Below are 17,574 nucleotides of genomic sequence, written 5' to 3'. Positions count from 1 at the left end.
ATGGCCTCAGAGCTGCCGAACCGGTTCCTGACCCCTGAGGACCTGGTCGAGATGTTCGAGCTTCCCAGCGTCGAGACGGTCTACCAGTGGCGACGCAAGCGCACCGGCCCCCGCGGCTTCCGCGTCGGCCGGCACCTCCGCTTCGACCCGAACGACGTGCGGGCCTGGGTCGACTCCCAACTCGGGGAGGCTGCCTGATGGCCGGCCACATCCAAGACCGCTGGTATCGGACGGAGACCGGCCAGGACGGCAAGGCTCGCAAGGTCAAGACCGACCGCTACGGCACCGGCCTGCGCTACCGCGCCCGCTACGTCGGCCCCGACGGCACGGAGAAGTCCAAGAGCTTTCCGGACCGGCAGAAGCGTATGGCCGAACAGTGGCTGACCGAGATCGCATCGGACATGTCTCGCGGCCGCTACATCGACCCGCGCGCAGCTCGTGTCACTTTCAAGAGCTACGCGGAGAAGTGGCTCAGGACGCACGGCATCGACCCTGCCAGCCAGGTCGTCGTCGAGCAGCGGTTGCGCTTGCACGCCTTCCGGCTGATCGGCTCCCGGCCATTGGATTCGTTCCGTCCGGAGCACATCAGGGGTCTGGTGAGCGCCCTGGAGAATGACCCCGCTGTGAGCGGCGGCTACGCGCGGAACATCTACGGTGACGTGCGGGCCGTGCTCAGTGCGGCGGTCGATGACGGGCTCCTCCCCGTCAACCCGTGCTCGGCGAAGTCCGTCCGCCCGCCGGCCGCCGAGCAACGTCGCGTTGTACCGTGGCAGCCCGAACAGGTTCAGGCCGTCCGTGCGGCGCTCCCCCAGCGCTACCGGCCCTTGGTCGATGTGGGTGCCGGGTGCGGGCTTCGTCAGGGCGAGATCGTGGGCCTGGCCGAGGACGCCGTCGACTTCGCGAGCGGCATCGTCCGGGTGGTCCGGCAGGTGAAGCTCATTCGGGGCAAGGCCGTGTTCGCTCCGCCGAAGTGCAACAAGGAGCGGGACGTGCCGTTGCCGCCTTCGGTCGCTGAGGCCCTGCGGGCTCACATGGACGCCTTCAAGCCGGTGGAGATCACGCTGCCCTGGCGCAAGCCGGACGGCCCGAAGGTGCCGGCACGCCTGCTGTTCACGAACACCGCGAGCGGTCTCGTCTGGCGCAGCAACTTCAACGTCCAGGAGTGGAAGCCTGCTCTTGCGGCGGCCGGGCTGATCTCGGAGGCCGGGGCGGACGGCAAGTACCAGTCCGCTCGGGAGCACGGCATGCACGCCCTGAGGCACTTCTACGCCTCGGTGCTCCTGGACGCCGGCGAGAGCATCAAGGCAGTGAGCGAGTACCTGGGACACGCCGACCCCGGGCTGACGCTGAGGGTGTACGCGCACCTCATGCCGTCGAGCCAGGAGCGTACGAGGAAGGCCGTGGATCGGGTGCTTCTACCGGCTCCTCGCGAGCCTGACGGCCCAGAGACGGCCCAGTAGCCAGAACAAGGCCCCCTATCCGCGCCGAACGCGCTGGTAGGGGGCTTATTGCTGCCCGGCTACTGCGAGTTCTCCGGGCTTAGGCATGGCTCTACCAGTGTCGCAGACATACGGAGAGGGACCCGCCGCCCTGTGGACAACGGATCCCTCTCCGGAAAAACAGCAGGTCGGCCGGGCGGCCGGTCAGCCCGAGCCGACGAAGACCACCAGCAGCAGCCATACCACCGGCGCCGTCGGCAGCAAGGAGTCCAAGCGGTCCATGATGCCCCCGTGGCCGGGCAGCAGCGTGCCCATGTCCTTGATGCCGAGGTCCCGCTTGATCATGGACTCGCCGAGGTCGCCGAGGGTGGCGCTGACGGCGACCGCGAGGCCGAGGAGCAGGCCCTGCCACCAGGTGCCGCCGTCGATCGCGAACTGCATGCAGAGCGCGCCCGCCGCCATCGCGAAGGCGACCGCACCGAGCAGGCCCTCGCGAGTCTTGCCGGGGCTGATGCGCGGGGCGAGCTTGGTCTTGCCGAAGCGCCAGCCGACGGCGTACGCGCCGGTGTCGCTGACCACGGTGAGGACCAGGAAGGTCAGGACGCGCCACGCGCCGTCGTCCGCCATCAGCATCATGGCGACGAACGTGGCGAGGAACGGCACGTAGAACGCGGCGAACAGGCCCGCGGTGACGTCCTTGAGATAGCCCTCCGGCGGCTCGGTCATCCGCCAGACGAGGACCGCCAGAGCCGTGAGCGCCATGGCGACCCACGCGCCCTCGGAGCCCCGTACGTAGCCGGCGACGACCATCGCCGCGCCGCCGATGGCGAGCGGCACGAGGGGCGCCTTGACGCCCTTGCGCTCGTCGAGCCGCTTGGTCAGCTCCCACAGGCCCACCACGACGGCGACCGCGACCACGCCGACGAAGACGGCCTTGACGACGAACAGCGACGCGATGATGACCACGCCGAGTCCGACGCCGACCCCTATCGCGGCACCCAGGTCGCGCCCCGCGCTCTTCTTCTGCGGCTGCGGCTCGGGCTGCGCCGGCTGCGGGGCGTCGGGCATGGGCTCCGGATTCCGCGGCGCCGCCGCATACGGCTGCGCCGACTGGTTCTCGTCGAACAGGGGACCGCTCAGCCGAGCGGCCCCCTGGTCGTCGTCCTGGTCTCCGCCGCCGTGTTCGGGTACGTCGGGCACGATGGGCATGGGGCGAGTCTGCTGCGCGTAGTGCGCATCGTACGCGGGACCCGCCGGGGCAGCCCCCTGGACAGGTCCCCTGTCGGACGGCCCCCAGTACCCGGCTTGTGGCGGCGCTCCCCAGGAAGAGTCGTTCATCAGACCTCGAGCAGCTCCGCTTCCTTGTGCTTCAGGAGCTCGTCCACCTGGGCGACGTACTTGGCGGTGGTGTCGTCGAGCTCCTTCTCCGCACGGCGGCCCTCGTCCTCACCGACCTCGCCGTCCTTGACCATCTTGTCGATGGCGTCCTTGGCCTTGCGGCGCACGGAGCGGATCGAGACCTTGGCGTCCTCGCCCTTGGCCTTGGCGACCTTGATGTACTCGCGGCGGCGCTCCTCGGTGAGTTCGGGGAACACCACCCGGATGATGTTGCCGTCGTTGCTCGGGTTGACGCCCAGGTCGGAGTCGCGGATCGCCTGTTCGATGTTGCGCAGGGCGCTCTTGTCGAAGGGGGTCACCACGGCCATGCGCGGCTCGGGCACGGAGAACGAGGCCAGCTGGTTGATCGGCGTCAGCGCGCCGTAGTAGTCGGCCACGATCTTGTTGAACATCGCCGGGTGCGCACGGCCGGTGCGGATCGCGGCGAAGTCCTCCTTGGCGACCACGACGGCCTTCTCCATCTTCTCCTCGGCCTCGAGGAGGGTCTCTTCGATCACCACTTGCTCCTGCGTGTCTTGAGTAGGCCCGGCTGCCGTCCCCTGTCGGAGCTGCGGCCGGCTGCGTCGCGTTCTTCCTGCACGGTTCCCGACCGGCGGGACATTGTCCATCCCCCGGCCCGGTCCCGTCCCGTCCGTCCCCCGGACAGGTGGCGTCCACGGACAGGGGGTGCTTCTCCGGTCAGTCCCGGCTGCCCTGGTCACCCACAAGCGTGCCGATCTTCTCACCCTTGACGGCGCGGGCGATATTGCCCTCCTTGAGCAGCTCGAAGACCACGATCGGAAGGCTGTTGTCGCGGCAGAGCGTGACGGCCGTCGCGTCGGCGACCTTCAGGTCGCGGGTGATGACCTCGCCGTAGCCGAGCGCGTCGAACTTCACGGCGTCCGGGTTGGTCTTCGGGTCGGAGTCGTAGACCCCGTCCACGCCGTTCTTGCCCATGAGCAGCGCCTCGGCGTCGATCTCGAGGGCGCGCTGGGCGGCGGTGGTGTCGGTGGAGAAGTAGGGCATGCCCATGCCGGCGCCGAAGATGACCACGCGGCCCTTCTCCAGGTGGCGCACGGCGCGCAGCGGGATGTACGGCTCGGCGACCTGGCCCATGGTGATGGCGGTCTGCACGCGGCAGTCGACGCCCTCCTTCTCCAGGAAGTCCTGGAGGGCCAGGCAGTTCATCACGGTGCCGAGCATGCCCATGTAGTCGGAGCGTGCCCGGTCCATGCCGCGCACCTGCAGTTCGGCGCCGCGGAAGAAGTTGCCGCCGCCGATGACGACGGCGATCTGAGCGCCGTCGCGTACGACGGCCGCGATCTCGCGGGCGATGGCGTGCACCACGTCGGGGTCGACGCCCAGGCCCCCACCGCCGGAGAAGGCCTCTCCGGACAGCTTCAGCATGAAGCGGCCGCGTACTTTGCCGTCGTCGCTCTTCTCGGCATTGGTGGTCATGGAGATCTCGCCTCTTTTACGTGGTCACACACACGAAGAAGGCCACTGCCGGTGGGGGCGTGTTTCGCATCCCATACGCGGCAATGGCCTCCTCGTCAGATCTGCTGTCGTCCGCCGCCGCGCGCGCGTGCGCCTCGGCATGCGCGGACGGCGCCGACGACTGCTGTCGACCCTACCGGGGTCGCGCGTCCGTCGCGGTACGGACTCAGATGCCGACCTTGATGCGCGAGAAGCGCTTCAGGGTGACACCGGCCTCTTCCAGCACCTTCTGGACGGACTTCTTGTTGTCCAGGGCGTAAGGCTGGCCGAGCAGGGTGGCGTCCTTGAAGAAGCCGTTGAGGCGACCCTCGACGATCTTCGGCAGGGCGGCCTCGGGCTTGCCCTCGGCGCGGGTGGTCTCCTCGGCGACACGGCGCTCGGACTCGACGACCTCGGCCGGGACGTCGTCCTTGGAGAGGTACTTCGGCGCGAAGGCGGCGATGTGCTGGGCGACGCCCTTGGCGATCTCGGCGTTCGGCTTGTCCAGCTCGACGAGGACACCGATCTGCGGGGGCAGGTCGGGCATCGTGCGGTGCATGTACGCGGTCACGAAGCCGCCGGAGAACTGCGCGAAGCGGTCCAGGACGATCTTCTCGCCGAGGTTGGCGTTGGCCTCGTCCACGAACGCCTGGACGGTCTTGCCGGGCTCGATCTCGGAGGCGAGGAGCGCCTCGATGTCGGCCGGGGCGGCCTTGGCGACGTGCTCGGCGATGGCCGTGGCGACGTTCTGGAACTTCTCGCCCTTGGCGACGAAGTCCGTCTCGCACTTCAGCTCGACGATGACACCCGAGGTGTTGTCGTCGGCGATGATCGAGACGACGGCGCCGTTCTCGGCGGAGCGGCCCTCGCGCTTGGCGACGCCCTTCTGGCCCTTGATACGGAGCGCCTCGACGGCCTTCTCGACGTTGCCCTCGGCCTCGTCCAGCGCCTTCTTGCAGTCCATCATGCCGGCGCCGGTGAGCTCGCGGAGCTTCTTGACGTCGGCGGCGGTGTAGTTCGCCATGATTCTGGAATCTCTCTCGAAGTCTGAAGATCTACGGGCGTCGGACGGCGGGGGCTTCGTGGGCCCCCGCCGTCCAGAACCCGAAGGTGGTGAGGGGTCAGGCCTGCTCGGCGTCCGCGGCAGGAGCCTCGGCGGCGGGCGCCTCGGCGGCCGGGGCGGCCTCGGCGGCCGGAGCCTCGGCGGCCGGAGCCTCGGCGGGCTTCTCGGCCTCGGCGGCGGGCGCCTCCTCGGCCTTCTTCTCGCCCTCGAGCAGGTCGCGCTCCCACTCGGCCAGCGGCTCGCCGGCGGCCTTCTCGCCCTTGTCGCCGGTGGCGGCGCCGGAGCGGGCGATGAGGCCCTCGGCGACGGCGTCGGCGATCACGCGGGTGAGCAGGGTGACGGAGCGGATCGCGTCGTCGTTGCCCGGGATCTTGTAGTCGACCTCGTCGGGGTCGCAGTTGGTGTCGAGGATGGCGACGACCGGGATGTTGAGCTTCCGGGCCTCGCCGACCGCGATGTGCTCCTTCTTGGTGTCCACGATCCAGACGGCGCTGGGCACCTTGGACATCTCGCGGATACCGCCGAGGGTCTTCTCCAGCTTGGCCTTCTCGCGGGAGAGGACCAGCAGCTCCTTCTTGGTGAGGCCGGAGGCGGCCACGTCCTCGAAGTCGATCTGCTCGAGCTCCTTCAGGCGCTGCAGACGCTTGTAGACGGTCGAGAAGTTGGTGAGCATGCCGCCCAGCCAGCGCTGGTTGACGTAGGGCATGCCGACGCGGGTGGCCTGCTCGGCGATGGCCTCCTGCGCCTGCTTCTTCGTGCCGACGAACATGACCGTGCCGCCGTGGGCGACGGTCTCCTTGACGAACTCGTAGGCGCGGTCGATGTACGACAGCGACTGGAGCAGGTCGATGATGTAGATGCCGTTGCGCTCCGTGAAGATGAAGCGCTTCATCTTCGGGTTCCAGCGACGGGTCTGGTGACCGAAGTGGACGCCGCTCTCCAGCAGCTCCCGCATCGTGACGACGGCCATGGCCGTATCTCCTTGGTGTTCTCGGTTGTGCCGCGCGAGCCGGACGGCTCCCGCGCCTGACGCCCGCGACGCGCCTGCCACAAGGGACCGAGGGGCGCTGACACGAGCCTTGACCGGCCTCGTGTCGGGGCGTGCGAAGTCGACCCGGTGACCCGGATCGCCATCAGAAGTGTACGGGACCCGCGGGGTACCGGGTGACGCGGCTGTCCACAACCGGGGAACGGTCCACAGGACGGACCGGCGACCGGCCGGAGTGCGGGACGGTTTCCGGCATGCGAACGAGGCGATGGGCGAGTGCGGGAGTGTGGGTGGCGCTGCTGCTGACGGTCGTGGCTCCGGGGCCGCCGCGACCGGTGCCGTGGGCGGCGGCACCGGCCGGGGGCGCCGTGAGGGGACCGGCCGCGACGACGGTGGCGGCCTCAGGCGAGGCCCGGCCCCCGGGCCCCGGGGTGCCGGCCGTGGCGCGTAACTGGCCGGTCGGTGACCGGCCGGCGGTGCTGCGGGGCTGGGAGCCTCCGGCGACCCCGTACGGCCGGGGGCACCGCGGCGTGGACCTCGCCGCGCCGGCCGGGGCACCGGTCCGGGCGGTGGCGGCCGGGACGGTGTCGTTCGCGGGGCGGGTGGCGAGGCGGGGCGTCGTCTCGGTCGAGCTGACGGGGACGGGGGACCCGCCGCTGCGGACGACGTACGAGCCGGTGGCGGTGGCGGTGGAGAAGGGGGACGAGGTCGCGGCCGGGGAGGTGCTCGGCACGGTGGAGCCGACGGGCTCGCACTGCAGGGGCTGCCTGCACTGGGGCCTGCTGCGGGGCGACGTCTACCTGAACCCGCTCGCCCTGCTCCCGCCCTGGCTGCTCGACGCAGGGCCTCCGGTGCTGCTGCCGGTCCTGGGAGTGCCGGAGCCCGCCCGGCCGCGGGCGTAGCGAACGCGGGCGCCGTCCCGCGGCCGCGGGTCCCCGCGGCTGTGAGGCCGCGCGCCCACGCCGAGGGGCGTCGGGCGCCGCCCTCCGTACGGGGCCGTCAGCCCCGTACGCCGCGCAGTGCCATGGAGACCGCCGCCTCGGTGATCGCCGTCGGTTCCTCCGCCGCTCCCAGCTCGATCCGGCGTACGGCCGCGTCCACGACGCCCTGCAGCAGCATCGCCGCCAGCCGGGGGTGGTCGTGCCCCATCTGCCCCAGCGCCTCGACGATCATCGCGATCAGCCCGCCGTGTGCCGCGCGGATCTTCTCCCGCGCGCCGGCGTCCAGCTCGCTCGCGGAGATCGCCACGACGGCCCGGTGCCGCCGGTCCCCGACGAGGTCGAGCTGCTTGCGGACGTACGCCTCGACCTTGCCCTCGGGGCTCGTCTCGCGCTCCATCGCCGCCTCGACCTCCGCGGCCCAGACCGGGAAGTCGACGGCGCACAGCTCCTCGACGACAGCGGCCCGCGACCGGAAGTACTCGTAGACGGACGACCGGGCGAGGCCCGTACGCTCGGCGAGGGCGGGGAAGGTCAGCGCCTCCGTCCCGCCGTCGGACAGCAGGGAGCGGGCCGCGTCCAGCAGGGCGGCACGCTGCATCGACCGGTGCTCGGCCACGGAGGCCGCTCGAATCCTTGGCACGTCACCACTTTACGGACGCGGGCCCGCGTACGGGAGTCGCTCACCCGCCCGCACCACCGCCGACCCGGTCACGGACGGCGCCGACGCCGGGCACGAGCGCGGTTCAGCGGCCGAATCCGGCGAGCTTCGCCCGCAGTTGCAACACCGACTTGGTGTGGATCTGGCTGACCCGGCTCTCCGTCACGCCCAGCACGTTCCCGATCTCGGCGAGCGTGAGTCCCTCGTAGTAGTACAGCGTGACGACGGTCTTCTCCCGCTCGGGCAGCGTGTTGATCGCGCGCGCCAGGAACCGCCGCAGCTCCCGGTCCTCGGCGACCTCCACCGGATTGTCGGCAGCGGTGTCCTCCAGCGTGTCCATGAGGCTCAGCCGGTCCCCGCCCTCGCCCCCCGCGTGCAGCAATTCCTCCAGCGCCACCACGTTGGCCAGCGACAACTGGCTGAACACGGCATGGAGGTCCTCCACCGCGATCCCCATCTCGACGGCCACCTCGCTCTCCGACGGGGTGCGGCGCAGCCGTGCCTCCAGCGTCGCGTAGGCACGCTCGACGTTGCGGGCCTTCTGCCGCACCGACCGCGGGATCCAGTCCAGGGCCCGCAGCTCGTCGATCATCGCGCCCCGGATGCGGGTGATCGCGTACGTCTCGAACTTGATCTCCCGGTCGACGTCGAACTTCTCGATCGCGTCGATCAGACCGAACACACCGGAGGAGACGAAGTCCGCCTGCTCGACGTTGGGCGGCAGTCCCACGCTCACCCGGCCCGCCACGTACTTCACGAGGGGCGAGTAGTGCAGGATCAGCTGTTCCCGCAGCCGCTCGTCCCCCGTCGCCTTGTACGACCGCCACAGCTCGTCGAGCGTCGAGGGGGCGGGCGGTCGCACGCTGCCACCGTCGCGGGCGGCTGGGGGGATCGCCGCCCGGTCGGACCCGGAGGTGTGCTGGGGCATTCGTCGCCTAGTGCCGTTCTGCCGTGATCTGGTGTGCCTGGTGAGGCCGCCGGTCTGCTGTCTGGTTGTCGCCTGTTGTCCGTGTTCTGCGTGGGGGTCCTCGTGAGCGTAGCGTGACTGGACTGTCGCGGTGCGCGAAGAGCGGAGTGCGGGCGGTACGCAGATACGTTCCGCTGAACGCTCTACAGGGGGGACGATGATCGCTCTGCGTGATCACTCGAATACCTCAACTGCCCGAATTCCCAAGGGCGTCGGGGTTCCCCCGGACGGCCGAACACGCAGGGTCAGGACGGAGGCCGGCCACCGCGGACCGAGATCATTGCCTGGCGTGTCAACTTCCAGCCGTCGCCGTGTCGTTCGACGTAACCAAGTGCTCGAAGCTCGTACAGTCTCGCGACGGCGTCGTCCTGTGTGGTCTGGGCCCGGCACGCGACCTCCGCTGCCGTCGCCGCTCCGCGCGCGGGGAGCCCGGCCAGTACCTGACGGGTGCGGGATTCCAGCAGGTCGGTTGGGAGGACCGGCCCGCGCCGGTCCGGAGGCACCTCGCCCATGTCCCCGACCAGTTCCACGACCTCGGCGGCGTCGCCGACGAGCACCGCGTCGCCGCGCAGCAGCTCGTGCACTCCCGCGGACAGCGCGCTGGTGGCCGGCCCGGGCACGCCCATCGTGTGCCGGCCCAGACGCTGGGCGGCGCGTGCGGTGACCAGCGAGCCGCTGCGGTAGGCGGCCTCGACGACCACCGTGCCCCGGGTGAGCGCGGCGATCACGCGGTTGCGCAGGATGAATCTGCTCGGCGTCGGATGGTCGCCCGGTGGCAGCTCCCCGACGACCAGGCCCTGCTCCGCGATCCGGGTGATCAACCTGGCGTGCCCGGGCGGATAGGGGCGGTCGACGCCGCAGGCCAGCACGGCCGCCGTGGCTCCGCCCGCGCCGAGGGCGCCCCGGTGTGCGGCGCCGTCGATCCCGTAGGCACCCCCGGACACCACGACCCAGCCGCGTTCCGCCAGTCCGGCGGCGAGGGTGGCCGCCATGTGTGCTCCGTACTCGGTGCAGGCTCGGGCGCCCACGACGGCCACCGACCTGAGCGCCCACATCCGCAGACTGGGCCTGCCACGCACCCACAGTCCGAGGGGCCGGGCGTCCCCCAGGTCGTCGAGCGGGCCCGGCCATTCGACCGTCCCGGGCGTCACGAACCGCACCCCCGCCGCCCGCGCGACCGCGAGATCCCGACGGGGGTCGGCGCGCACCGCCCGGGCGCAGAGGCCGGCCCACCGCTTTGGGCTCACGCCCGGCAGGGGGCGCCCGCCCTCGCGCAACCGCCGTACCACGTCGGCGACACCGTGCTCACGCACCCACCGGCCACCGGTCTCGTCCCCGGGCTCGATGACTCTGGTGAGGAAGGCGCGGGCGAGCAGCTCGTCGCCCTCCGTCCAGGCTCCGGCCGCCCCGCCGTCGCCGCGTGGCTCCTCACGTTCTCGCGGAACCTGGAAGTCTCCTAGGTCCGCACTCCCCCGCAGATCTCCGCGTCCACGCGCTTCCTCGCGTGCACCCGGTTCCTCCCCTCCCCGCAGATCGCCTCCCCGCAGGTATTCACGCCCGCGCGAGTCCCCGGGGTCACGCACCTCCCCGCCCCCGCTCACGTCAGCGCACCCAGGGTCATGGGCACGCCCCGCGGCACTCCCGTGCGCAATTGCAGCGCCAATGCGACGTCCCGTGCGTCGGGCCGGTCGTGGCCCACGAGGTCGGCGACGGTCCAGGAGACGCGCAGCACCCGGTCGAGGCCCCGGGCGGTGAGCGCGCCGCGCTCCAGGCTGCGCTCGGCCTCCTCCAGCGCGCCCGGCGCGGCGGGCCAGCGGCTGCGCAGTTCTCGCCCGGGCACCTCGCTGTTGGACCGCCACGGAGTACCGTCGAGGCGTACGGCCGCCCGTTCGCGGGCCGCCCGCACCCGGTCGGCGACCGTCACGGTGGTGTCGCCCCGGGAGCCCTCTCCGGCCAGTTGGCCGCGCGTGAGGCGGTCCACCTCGACCCGGAGGTCGACGCGGTCCAGCAGCGGTCCGGAGAGCCGGGCCTGGTAGCGGCGGATCGCCGAGGACGGACACTCGCACAGATCGTCGTTCCGCGAGAACCGCCCGCACGGGCAGGGATTGGCGGCGAGCACCATCAGGAACCGCGCCGGAAACCTCACCACGCCCGCACTGCGCGCGATGACGACGTGCCCGGACTCCAGCGGCTGCCGCAGGGCGTCGAGGGCCTGGCTGCTGAATTCGGGTGTCTCATCCAGGAACAGGACGCCTCGGTGGGCCAGGGAGACGGCTCCCGGCCGCGCGATGCCGGGACCGCCGCCGACCAGGGCCTGCATCGTGGCGGAATGGTGCGGTGCGCAGTAGGGGGCCACGTCGATCAGGGGGTTGCCCGGCGGCAGCAGTCCCGCGACCGAGTGCACGGCGGTGACCTCCAGCGACTCCGTCCGGTGGAGCCGGGGCAGGATGGCCGGCAGCCGCTCGGCGAGCATGGTCTTGCCGGCGCCGGGCGGCCCCTCCAGGAACAGGTTGTGTCCGCCGGCCGCGGCGACCTCCACCGCCGTGCGCGCCGACTCCTGGCCCACGACGTCGGCGAGGTCGCGACCGTTTTCGCACTGCGCCGTGCCCATGCTGTGCATTCCCGTGGCGGCGCCGGTGCCGGGCATGCGCAGGCCCGCCAGGAGCGGGTCGGGCCGGCCCTGGTGGTCCTGTTCCTCCTCCGGCACGGGCTCGTCGGCGAGGACGGCGATCAGCTGGCGCAGGCTGCGCACGCCGAGCACCGAGACGCCGGGCACCAGGGACGCCTCGGCGGCGGCGCACTCGGGCACGACGACCTGCTCGTAGCCGGCCTCCGCCGCGGCCAGGACGGCCGGGAGGATGCCGCGCACCGGCCGTACCCGTCCGTCCAGGCCCAGCTCGCCGATCATCACGATGTCGGCGAGCACGCGGGGGTCGATCCGCTCGGCGGCACCGAGGACGGCCGCGGCGACCGCCATGTCGAAGCCGCTGCCGCTCTTCGGCACCGATGCCGGGCTGAGTCCCACCGTCAGCTTCTTCTGCGGCCACTCGGCGCCCGAGTTCACGACCGCGGCCCGCACCCGGTCCCGGCTCTCGGTCAGGCTCTTGTCCGGCAGTCCCACCAGCGTGAACGCCGCCACGCCCGGCTCCAGGTCTGCCTGGACCTCGACGACCACGCCCTCGACGCCGACGAGCGCCACGGAGCACGTACGCGCGAATCCCATCACGCCACCCCCCGGGCGTGCTCGACCACCGGGGCCCCGCGCTGCGGGAGGAGCACCCCGACCAGGTCGATGCGGACGCCGCCGGGCGGGGCCCCTCCGTGGGTCTGGATCCAGCGTTCGGCGAGCCGCCGCAGCCGCTCCGCCTTCTCGGGGGTCACCGCGGCCATCGGGTGCTCGAAGGAGCCGCCCCGGCGGGTCTTGACCTCGCAGACGACCAGGACGTCACCGTCCCGGGCGACGATGTCGATCTCACCGGTCCGGCCACAGCGCCAGTTGCGCTCCAGGACCGTCAGGCCGGCCCCGGTCAGCCGGCGGGCGGCGAGCGTCTCGCCGTACTTGCCCATCGCACCTCGTGCGTTCATGTCGGCACCACCTCCGGCGCCAACGATGAGGGCAGCTCAGCAAGCTGTTGGATCTTGGTGGACGGTCGGACGACTGTGGACAACCTTGTCACCCACACGGGTGACAAGGTGCCGATCGTCAGCCACTGGGAAGTTCGAGGTCGCTCTTGTTGAGCTCCTCGATGTTCACGTCCTTGAACGTCAGGACCCGCACCTGCTTCACGAACCGGGCCGGGCGGTACATGTCCCACACCCAGGCATCGGCCATGGAAACCTCGAAGAACACCTCGCCCTGAACCGAGTGCACCTGCATCTCGTAGTCGTTGGTGAGGTAGAAACGCCGCTCGGTCTCGATCACGTATTTGAACAGACCGACGACATCGCGGTACTCCCGGTAGAGCTTGAGCTCCATCTCGGTCTCGTACTTCTCGAGGTCCTCGGCGCTCATGGCATGTTCCCCTTCAGCCGTGCGGTCCCACCATTGTGCGCCAGTCCCGTGCGCCCCTAGACGATTTCGGTGTCCAGGGTCACCGGCCCGGCGGGGGGACCTTCGTCGAGCAGCTTGCGCAGCAGTTCGGCGAGTCTGGTCGGATACACCGTCTCATGTGCCCGGGTCAGTTCCCGACACGTCCACCAGCGTGCTCCGGCGACGCTGCGCCGCTCCAGTTCGGTCAGCCCGAGGGCACGGGTCGCGGTCTGCTTCGTCCGGGCCAGGTAGTACCACTCGTCCTGGTCCCAGCGGCGGCCCGCGAAGGGGAAGGAGCATCTGCGCCGCCACAGCACCGGGCCGAGCTCGATGTCGGTGATGCCGGTCTCCTCCGCGAGCTCCCGCCGTGCGGCCTCCTCACGGGTCTCTTCGCCCTCCACACCGCCGCCCGGGGTGAACCACCAGTCGTCGGCCGGATCGTCCGGTTCGTGGCCGTGCAGCAGCAGGATGCGGTCCTCGGAGTCGAGCAGCACCACTCGGGCGACCCTGCGCAGCCCGCCCTCGTAGGTGTCCTGACCTGCCGGTGTCGACTCAGCGGCCACCGGCGCTCCCCGTCCCCGTCCGGGCGCGGGAGGCCCGCTTGGCGAAGGGCCCGTACGCGGCACCGCCGAAGATCAGTACCGCGCCGGCGACGACCAGCGCGACCACTGTCCTGAGCGGACCGGGCGAGGAAAGGCCGCCCAGCGTCTCGAAGCCGGCCGGACGCTCCAGCATGCCGTTCATGGGCCAGACGACGGCGTCGACGCGGGCGTCCACGGTGGAGCGCGACACCGTGCCGCCGGCGGCGTCGGTGAGGTGGGCGGTGGAGTCCACGGAGTTGTCGCGCTCGTCGCCGAGCAGAAACAGGCGGCCTTCGGGCACGGTCACGGTGGGGAAGTCGCTGATCTCGGCCGGCGCACCGGCGGGCAGGTACGGCTCGTCGATCGCCTTGCCGTTGACCTTGAGCTTGCCCTCCTGGCAGCAGGAGACCGTGTCCCCGCCGACGGCGACGACCCGCTTGACCATCGGGGCGTTGGCCCAGGTCGCGTCCTTGAAGACGACGACGTCACCACGGCGTACGTCGGCGCCGTCGATGCGCTGTGCCAGCACCCGGTCACCGGCGTCGATGGTCGGCGTCATGGAACCGGTCGGCACGGTGTAGGGGCGGTAGACCACCGCTCCCCAGGCGAAGCCTCCGAGGAACAGCACCAGACCGAGCGCCACGGCGAGGCCGGACAGCCGTTGCCCGGTCCGGCTGCCCACCGGGCCCTTGCTCCCGCCGCCTCGCGGGGCCATACGTGTCGTGCTCTCGCCACCCATGAAGCCGCACCTTACCCGGCGGTACCGGAACGGGGCAGCCCCTCCCGGAGCCCAGGAGGGGCCGCTCTTCGCGGGGTGACGGCCGTCGGGCTGCCGCGGTGACGGGCGTAGGGATCGAGGCGCCTCAGCGGGTTTCGGCGGCGGCGACGCGCCTGCGGCGCCACCAGACGACCGGAACGATCCCGGCGACCGCCAGGCCCTGGGGTGCGACCGACAGCGCGGCGGCGGCCGACGACCGGGTCTGCGGACCGTCGGCCTGCAGGCCGACCTGGTCGAAGGTGTCCGGGACCGGGAGGGTGTCCCAGCGGTTCATCGGCCAGGCGATCACGATGGCGCGGCCGACGACCTCCTTCACCGGAACCATGCCGCCGTGCTCGTCGGACTGGTTGTAGCGGGAGTCCCGGGAGTTCTGCCGGTGGTCGCCCATGACCCAGATGTGGCCCTCGGGGACCTTGACCTTGAACTGGCCGCCCTGGTCGTCGACGCTGCACGGCGTGTTGCCGGGGTAGACGTACGACTCCTCGTTCAGCGCCACGCCGTTGACCTTGACCGGGCCGGTGCCCTCGCACTCCACGGTGTCGCCGCCGACCCCGATGACGCGCTTGATCAGGTCCTTCTCGTCGGCGGACGGCATCAGGCCGATCCAGCTGAGGACCGTCTGCAGCGCGTTCGGGTCGGGCGTCGGCTCGCCGGCCAGCCAGTCGTCCGGGTCGTGGAAGACGACGATCTCGCCGCGCTCGGGTTCCGAGCCGAACCAGGGGGTGAGCTTGTCGACCAGGACGCGGTCATTGATCGTGAGCGTGTTCTGCATCGAGGCGGACGGGATGGAGAACGCCTGCACCAGGAAGGTCTTGATCAGCAGCGCGAGCACCAGCGCGATGCCGATCAGGATCGGCAGCTCCTTCCAGAAGGAGCGCTGCTTCTTGGCCGCCTTGGCCTTGGGGGGCGGCGTTCCGCCCACGCCCTCGTCCTCGGTCCCGTTCTGTTCGTCCGTCACCCTGCCGTCCTCGGTCCCGGAGTCGTGCCCGGAGGCCGGGGCGCCGTCCGGGGCCGGGCCGGCCGCTTCCACGGGGCGTCCGCGGTTCTCCTCGCCGTCGTGTCCGGACCGTGCGCCAACCGCCACATCCCCCACGCCAACTCCTCACTCTCTGCCACCGCCTGCGCCGTACACGGTGCAGGCCCACCACTCCCATAACGAGCGGGAGTTCCGCAGGGGTCGGGAGTTGAATCATCGCGTTCGGATCGTAGGGGGCAACCCTATGCGACAGCCCGGCGGCGACGGTCGAGGCGGCGGCCGAGTCGGACACGGACGCGTATGTTTTCGGTTCGTCCAGGGTCGTCCAGTGACCGAACGGCCAGGCGATCACCATGGCCCGCCCCACCACCTCGTCCTCGGACACCGTGCCGAAGTCGGTGTCCTGGTGCGCGCGGGAGTCGGCCGAGTTGGACCGGTGGTCGCCCATCACCCACAGCCGGCCCTCGGGGACCGTGACGTCGAAGGGTGTTCTGGAGGGGACGTCGCCGGGGTACAGGTAGTCCTCGTTCAGGGGGACCCCGTTCACTGTGACGCGTCCCTGGGTGTCACAGCACTTGACCCGGTCCCCGCCCACGCCGACGACCCGCTTGATGAGGTCCTTCTCGTCGTCCGAGGGCAACAGGCCGATGAAGGCGAGGCCTTCCTTGACCTGCTTGATGACGACGGGGTCGTCCTTCTTGGTGGTCTGCTCGCCCTGGAGCCAGCCGCCGGGATCACGGAAGACCACGACATCGCCGCGCTGCGGCCTGGAACCGAACCAGGGAGTGAGCTTGTCCACCAGGACCCGGTCACCGATTTGGATGGTCTGCTCCATGGAGCCGGACGGGATCACGAACGCCTGGACGAGGAAGGTCTTCAGCACCAGCGCTATCAGGACGGCCACGCCGATGAGGAGGGGTACCTCCTTGACCGCGCCGCGCCTGCGGCGACGCTTGACCTTGCGCTGCAGCTTGCGCCGCTCGGCGCGGGACCGGCCGCCGGACGGTGGGCCGGTCCGCCGCGAGCCGGTGGGCAGCAGGTTCTCCGTGGGGCTGCTGGGCGCCCCGCGTGGTTTCCCCCGGCTACCCATCGGCGCCCTCGGACCGGCGCGCACCACCGGCCGCCTCCCCCGCTTCCGCGTCCGGCACGCGCGCGTAGGCGTCGGAGCGGTCGAGGTGGGTGACGTGCCCGAAGGGCCAGACGATCCAGTCGGCGCGGCCGATCACCTCGCCGACCGGGATCATGCCGCCGCCCGGCGAGCCCAGGTGGTCGCGGGAGTCGCTGGAGGCGGAGCGGTGGTCGCCCAGGACGAACAGGGTGCCGTCGGGGACGACGACGTCGAAGGGCACCGTGGACGGACGGTCGCCGGGGTACAGGAACGCCGATTCGTCAACCGACTCGCCGTTCACCCGGACCCTCCCCTCCCTGTCACAGCACACCACGTGGTCCCCGCCCACACCGACGACGCGTTTGATGTAGTCACCGGGCCCGAAGAGCCCGGTGCCGTCGAAGACGACGACATCGCCCCGCTGCGGCCCGTCACCGAAACGGTACGCCAACTTGTTTACGAGAACCCGGTCCCCGATCCTCAATCCGCGCTCCATGGATCCGCTGGGGATCTGGAAGGGCTGGAGCACGAAGGTACTGAACAGCAGCAGGAACATCAGCAGTCCCAGCAGGGTCACGGTGATCCGGCCGCCCGGCACCCACTGCGTGATCCACCCCGTCAACGCGGAACGCGACCGTCCCTCCGGGCCCTCCGGGTCCGAGGGCTGCTCGGAGTCGGAAGGGTGGGAGGAGCGGTCGCGCTCCGTGTGCTGTGCTTCGGTGTCCATCGGGGCCAGATGCTATCCGGCCCCGGCATGGACCTCGGAGGGCGCTCAGCTCTCGCGCTTCTCCTTGATCTTCGCGGCCTTGCCGCGCAGCTCGCGCAGGTAGTACAGCTTGGCGCGGCGGACGTCACCCTTGGTGACGAGCTCGATCTTCTCCACGATCGGGGTGTGCACCGGGAAGGTGCGCTCGACGCCGACGGAGAAGGAGACCTTGCGGACCGTGAAGGTCTCGCGCACGCCGGCGCCCTGACGGCGGATGACGACGCCCTTGAACTGCTGCACACGGGAGCGGTTGCCCTCGATGACGCGCACGTGGACGTTGACGGTGTCGCCGGGGCGGAAGGCCGGGACGTCGCTGCGCAGCGAAGCGGCGTCGACGGAGTCGAGCAGGTGAGACATTTCGTCTGCTTTCTTCGCTGATGCCACAGGTCATCAGCGGAAACTAGGTGTTTCGGAATCAGGGTCGTG

19 protein-coding genes and 1 pseudogene are annotated in these 17,574 nt (G+C 70.9%); 3 read left to right on the top strand and 17 right to left on the bottom strand.

Annotation, left to right across the window (positions count from 1 at the left end; genetic code table 11):
• Entirely contained in the window at window positions 1–198 is a 198-nt protein-coding gene (locus tag ACFW47_RS28325; protein WP_109202808.1) for an AlpA family transcriptional regulator, read from the top strand.
• Entirely contained in the window at window positions 198–1,460 is a 1,263-nt protein-coding gene (locus ACFW47_RS28320; RefSeq protein ID WP_386284891.1) for a tyrosine-type recombinase/integrase, read from the top strand. Before ACFW47_RS28325 ends, ACFW47_RS28320 begins: the two co-directional genes overlap by 1 nt.
• 183 nt (window positions 1,461–1,643) lie before the next feature.
• Here ACFW47_RS28320 and ACFW47_RS28315 read toward each other — a convergent pair whose 3' ends face one another.
• The 5 genes from ACFW47_RS28315 to rpsB all read right to left on the bottom strand — a co-directional run bounded on the left by ACFW47_RS28315 (window position 1,644) and on the right by rpsB (window position 6,325).
• The gene (locus ACFW47_RS28315; protein ID WP_386284889.1) at window positions 1,644–2,777 is read right to left on the bottom strand and encodes a phosphatidate cytidylyltransferase; all 1,134 of its coding nucleotides are present in this window, start codon (window positions 2,775–2,777) and stop codon (window positions 1,644–1,646) included.
• The gene (gene frr / locus ACFW47_RS28310; RefSeq protein WP_043383156.1) at window positions 2,777–3,334 is read right to left on the bottom strand and encodes a ribosome recycling factor; all 558 of its coding nucleotides are present in this window, start codon (window positions 3,332–3,334) and stop codon (window positions 2,777–2,779) included. The genes ACFW47_RS28315 and frr overlap by 1 nt, the downstream gene beginning before the upstream one ends.
• 181 nt (window positions 3,335–3,515) lie before the next feature.
• Window positions 3,516–4,274: a UMP kinase gene (gene pyrH / locus ACFW47_RS28305; protein ID WP_217246716.1), complete on the bottom strand. Its 759-nt coding sequence runs from the start codon at window positions 4,272–4,274 to the stop codon at window positions 3,516–3,518.
• Window positions 4,275–4,479: 205 nt separating this feature from the next.
• Window positions 4,480–5,316, bottom strand: a complete 837-nt coding sequence (tsf, locus tag ACFW47_RS28300; RefSeq protein ID WP_100044569.1) for a translation elongation factor Ts — start codon at window positions 5,314–5,316, stop codon at window positions 4,480–4,482.
• Between the two features lie 97 nt (window positions 5,317–5,413).
• The gene (gene rpsB, locus ACFW47_RS28295) at window positions 5,414–6,325 is read right to left on the bottom strand and encodes a 30S ribosomal protein S2 (RefSeq protein ID WP_386284886.1); all 912 of its coding nucleotides are present in this window, start codon (window positions 6,323–6,325) and stop codon (window positions 5,414–5,416) included.
• Window positions 6,326–6,597: 272 nt separating this feature from the next.
• Here rpsB and ACFW47_RS28290 point away from each other — a divergent pair, with 272 nt between their 5' ends.
• Window positions 6,598–7,245, top strand: coding sequence for a murein hydrolase activator EnvC family protein (locus ACFW47_RS28290; protein ID WP_386307500.1), 648 nt, complete (start codon window positions 6,598–6,600; stop codon window positions 7,243–7,245).
• A gap of 97 nt (window positions 7,246–7,342) precedes the next feature.
• Here the strand turns inward: ACFW47_RS28290 and ACFW47_RS28285 are convergent, their stop codons facing one another.
• From ACFW47_RS28285 to rplS, 12 genes and pseudogenes are all read right to left on the bottom strand, one after another.
• A complete protein-coding gene (locus ACFW47_RS28285; RefSeq protein ID WP_386285079.1) occupies window positions 7,343–7,900 on the bottom strand; it encodes a TetR/AcrR family transcriptional regulator in 558 nt (185 codons plus the stop codon).
• A gap of 127 nt (window positions 7,901–8,027) precedes the next feature.
• Window positions 8,028–8,870 carry an RNA polymerase sigma factor WhiG gene (gene whiG / locus ACFW47_RS28280; RefSeq protein ID WP_055421734.1) on the bottom strand — a complete coding sequence of 281 codons (843 nt, stop codon included), beginning with the start codon at window positions 8,868–8,870 and terminating at the stop codon, window positions 8,028–8,030.
• A 284-nt stretch (window positions 8,871–9,154) separates the two neighbouring features.
• Window positions 9,155–10,285 (bottom strand): DNA-processing protein DprA, encoded by a 1,131-nt coding sequence (dprA, locus tag ACFW47_RS28275; RefSeq protein ID WP_386285077.1) that lies wholly within the window; start codon window positions 10,283–10,285, stop codon window positions 9,155–9,157.
• A gap of 221 nt (window positions 10,286–10,506) precedes the next feature.
• A complete protein-coding gene (locus ACFW47_RS28270; protein ID WP_386284881.1) occupies window positions 10,507–12,132 on the bottom strand; it encodes a YifB family Mg chelatase-like AAA ATPase in 1,626 nt (541 codons plus the stop codon).
• Entirely contained in the window at window positions 12,132–12,494 is a 363-nt protein-coding gene (locus ACFW47_RS28265; protein WP_386284879.1) for a YraN family protein, read from the bottom strand. The genes ACFW47_RS28270 and ACFW47_RS28265 overlap by 1 nt, the downstream gene beginning before the upstream one ends.
• 118 nt (window positions 12,495–12,612) lie before the next feature.
• Entirely contained in the window at window positions 12,613–12,921 is a 309-nt protein-coding gene (locus ACFW47_RS28260; RefSeq protein WP_003993268.1) for a DUF2469 domain-containing protein, read from the bottom strand.
• Between the two features lie 56 nt (window positions 12,922–12,977).
• Complete coding sequence (locus ACFW47_RS28255) at window positions 12,978–13,502, bottom strand: NUDIX hydrolase (protein WP_386284876.1); 525 nt, start codon at window positions 13,500–13,502, stop codon at window positions 12,978–12,980.
• Window positions 13,492–14,259, bottom strand: a complete 768-nt coding sequence (gene lepB, locus ACFW47_RS28250; protein ID WP_386284874.1) for a signal peptidase I — start codon at window positions 14,257–14,259, stop codon at window positions 13,492–13,494. Before lepB (ACFW47_RS28250) ends, ACFW47_RS28255 begins: the two co-directional genes overlap by 11 nt.
• A 124-nt stretch (window positions 14,260–14,383) precedes the next feature.
• Window positions 14,384–15,391 carry a signal peptidase I gene (lepB, locus tag ACFW47_RS28245; protein ID WP_386284872.1) on the bottom strand — a complete coding sequence of 336 codons (1,008 nt, stop codon included), beginning with the start codon at window positions 15,389–15,391 and terminating at the stop codon, window positions 14,384–14,386.
• Window positions 15,282–16,364 (bottom strand): annotated as a pseudogene (lepB, locus tag ACFW47_RS28240) (signal peptidase I); the annotation flags it as partial. The pseudogene lepB (ACFW47_RS28240) and the gene lepB (ACFW47_RS28245), both read right to left, overlap by 110 nt.
• On the bottom strand, window positions 16,357–17,109 hold the full coding sequence (lepB, locus tag ACFW47_RS28235) for a signal peptidase I (RefSeq protein WP_386284870.1): 753 nt from the start codon (window positions 17,107–17,109) through the stop codon (window positions 16,357–16,359). The gene lepB (ACFW47_RS28235) and the pseudogene lepB (ACFW47_RS28240), both read right to left, overlap by 8 nt.
• Window positions 17,110–17,154: 45 nt before the next feature.
• Entirely contained in the window at window positions 17,155–17,505 is a 351-nt protein-coding gene (gene rplS, locus ACFW47_RS28230) for a 50S ribosomal protein L19 (RefSeq protein WP_007444857.1), read from the bottom strand.
• Window positions 17,506–17,574 lie beyond the last annotated feature (69 nt).

Origin of the sequence: Streptomyces sp. NPDC058796, assembly GCF_042745235.1 — a bacterium.
In the GTDB taxonomy this organism is placed as follows: domain Bacteria; phylum Actinomycetota; class Actinomycetes; order Streptomycetales; family Streptomycetaceae; genus Streptomyces.
The sequence above is the reverse complement of the archived record's forward strand: the minus strand, read 5'-3'. Positions and strand labels throughout refer to the sequence as shown.